This window comes from Shewanella sp. SM101 (assembly GCF_025654465.1).
Taxonomy (GTDB): Bacteria; Pseudomonadota; Gammaproteobacteria; order Enterobacterales; family Shewanellaceae; genus Shewanella; species Shewanella oncorhynchi.
Genome location: NZ_JAKKRH010000100.1, coordinates 1 through 3,281, shown reverse-complemented (window position 1 = coordinate 3,281; position 3,281 = coordinate 1). Strand labels below are relative to the sequence as shown.

Sequence of the window (3,281 nt, the reverse complement as noted above, 5' to 3'; positions counted from 1 at the left end):
CGCGGATAACTCGATTTGGCAAACCAATCCTTTTAGAGGTTTGGAACATCTTACTTACTCGCACTGCATGTAAATGGGGCTATAGCTCAGCTGGGAGAGCGCCTGCCTTGCACGCAGGAGGTCTGCGGTTCGATCCCGCATAGCTCCACCATTTACACCTTATTCTGACTTTATTGCAAAGTAATAAGGCATATGCACTATGGATAGAGATGCCAAAGATAAACTAAAAAATTATCTTTGGCTTTTTTAAGCCCGCTCTTTAACAATTTGGAAAGCTGATAGTATTTAATTGCATGAGTCTGTCATGTGATTAATTACAAAACGTTTAATGCGCAAGCATTGAACATGAGTTCTCAAACACTTTATTAAGTGTCTTGAATATTCAATAGTAAATTATTCTTTRYTGAATAGTTTACGTCTAAGGCGCGTCCACTTCTTTGGTCAGAAGTGAGACAAGTAAAACCAAGCTGGTCGCAATGCGGCGCAGATGAGTGAAACTCATTTGGGTTGTATGGTTAAGCGACTAAGCGTATACGGTGGATGCCTTGGCAGTCAGAGGCGATGAAGGACGTAGTAACTTGCGAAAAGCGTTGGCGAGCTAGTAACAAGCATTTGAGCTAACGATGTCCGAATGGGGGAACCCAGCAGCATAAGCTGTTATCGCAACATGAATACATAGTGTTGCGAGGCGAACGAGGGGAACTGAAACATCTAAGTACCCTTAGGAAAAGAAATCAACCGAGATTCCCCTAGTAGCGGCGAGCGAACGGGGATTAGCCCTTAAGTCAGTGGGGTGTTAGTGGAATGCGTTGGAAAGCGCAGCGGCACAGGGTGATAGCCCCGTACATGAAAACTAACCATTGATGAAAACGAGTAAGGCGGGACACGTGACATCCTGTTTGAATATGGGGGGACCATCCTCCAAGGCTAAATACTCCTGACTGACCGATAGTGAACCAGTACCGTGAGGGAAAGGCGAAAAGAACCCCTGTGAGGGGAGTGAAATAGAACCTGAAACCGTATACGTACAAGCAGTGGGAGCGGTTCTTGAGACCGTGACTGCGTACCTTTTGTATAATGGGTCAGCGACTTACATTTTGTAGCGAGGTTAAGCGAATAGCGGAGCCGTAGGGAAACCGAGTGTTAACTGCGCGTTTAGTTGCAAGGTGTAGACCCGAAACCCGGTGATCTAGCCATGGGCAGGTTGAAGGTTGAGTAACATCAACTGGAGGACCGAACCGACTAATGTTGAAAAATTAGCGGATGACTTGTGGCTGGGGGTGAAAGGCCAATCAAACCGGGAGATATCTGGTTCTCCTCGAAAGCTATTTAGGTAGCGCCTCGAGCGAATACCATTGGGGGTAGAGCACTGTTAAGGCTAGGGGGTCATCCCGACTTACCAACCCTTTGCAAACTCCGAATACCAATGAGTACTACTCGGGAGACAGACGGCGGGTGCTAACGTCCGTCGTCAAAAGGGAAACAACCCAGACCGTCAGCTAAGGTCCCAAAGTACTAGCTAAGTGGGAAACGATGTGGGAAGGCTTAGACAGCTAGGATGTTGGCTTAGAAGCAGCCATCATTTAAAGAAAGCGTAATAGCTCACTAGTCGAGTCGGCCTGCGCGGAAGATGTAACGGGGCTAAGCTAGTCACCGAAGCTACGGGTGCACAGTTTACTGTGCGCGGTAGAGGAGCGTTCTGTAAGCCGTTGAAGGTGAAGGGGTAACCCACGCTGGAGGTATCAGAAGTGCGAATGCTGACATGAGTAACGATAAAGGGGGTGAAAAACCCCCTCGCCGAAAGACCAAGGGTTCCTGTCCAACGTTAATCGGGGCAGGGTGAGTCGACCCCTAAGGTGAGGCCGAAAGGCGTAATCGATGGGAAACAGATTAATATTTCTGTACTTCCGCTAACTGCGATGGAGAGACGGAGAAGGCTAGGCTAGCGCGGCGTTGGTAGTCCGCGTTTAAGGTGGTAGGTKGWKTTCTTAGGCAAATCCGGGGAMWCGYACTTTARTGTRCASACTGAGAGCTGATGACGAGGTCCTAAGGGACTGAAGTAGTTGATGCCATGCTTCCAGGAAAATCTTCTAAGCTTCAGGTTAGYGGGAATCGTACCCCAAACCGACACAGGTGGTCGGGTAGAGAATACCAAGGCGCTTGAGAGAACTCGGCTGAAGGAACTAGGCAAAATGGTACCGTAACTTCGGGAGAAGGTACGCTCCTGTTGGTGATGAGACTTGCTCTCTAAGCTGACGGGAGTCGCAGATACCAGGTGGCTGCAACTGTTTATCAAAAACACAGCACTGTGCAAACTCGCAAGAGGAAGTATACGGTGTGACGCCTGCCCGGTGCCGGAAGGTTAATTGATTGGGTTATCGCAAGAGAAGCTCATGATCGAAGCCCCGGTAAACGGCGGCCGTAACTATAACGGTCCTAAGGTAGCGAAATTCCTTGTCGGGTAAGTTCCGACCTGCACGAATGGCGTAATGATGGCCACGCTGTCTCCAGCCGAGACTCAGTGAAGTTGAAATTGCGGTGAAGATGCCGTATACCCGCGGCTAGACGGAAAGACCCCGTGAACCTTTACTATAGCTTGGCACTGAACATTGAACCTACATGTGTAGGATAGGTGGGAGACTWTGAAGTTGTGACGCTAGTCATGATGGAGTCGTCCTTGAAATACCACCCTTGTAGTTTTGATGTTCTAACCTAGGTCCCTTATCGGGATTAGGGACAGTGCCTGGTGGGTAGTTTGACTGGGGCGGTCTCCTCCCAAAGAGTAACGGAGGAGCACGAAGGTTGGCTAAGTACGGTCGGACATCGTACGGTTAGTGCAATGGCATAAGCCAGCTTAACTGCGAGACATACACGTCGAGCAGGTACGAAAGTAGGTCATAGTGATCCGGTGGTTCTGAATGGAAGGGCCATCGCTCAACGGATAAAAGGTACTCCGGGGATAACAGGCTGATACCGCCCAAGAGTTCATATCGACGGCGGTGTTTGGCACCTCGATGTCGGCTCATCACATCCTGGGGCTGAAGTCGGTCCCAAGGGTATGGCTGTTCGCCATTTAAAGTGGTACGCGAGCTGGGTTCAGAACGTCGTGAGACAGTTCGGTCCCTATCTGCCGTGGGCGTTGGATGATTGAAGGGAGCTGCTCCTAGTACGAGAGGACCGGAGTGGACGAACCGCTGGTGTTCGGGTTGTCATGCCAATGGCATTGCCCGGTAGCTACGTTCGGAATCGATAACCGCTGAAAGCATCTAAGCGGGAAGCGA

General features: G+C 49.9%; 1 tRNA gene and 1 rRNA gene. Both read left to right on the top strand.

Features of this window, described 5'->3' with window-relative positions:
- The first annotated feature begins 75 nt into the window (after positions 1–75).
- Positions 76–151: transfer RNA gene (locus L5M38_RS23855), tRNA-Ala, on the top strand.
- 362 nt (positions 152–513) lie between these two features.
- Positions 514–3,281: ribosomal RNA gene (locus L5M38_RS23850) — 23S ribosomal RNA — on the top strand; the annotation flags it as partial.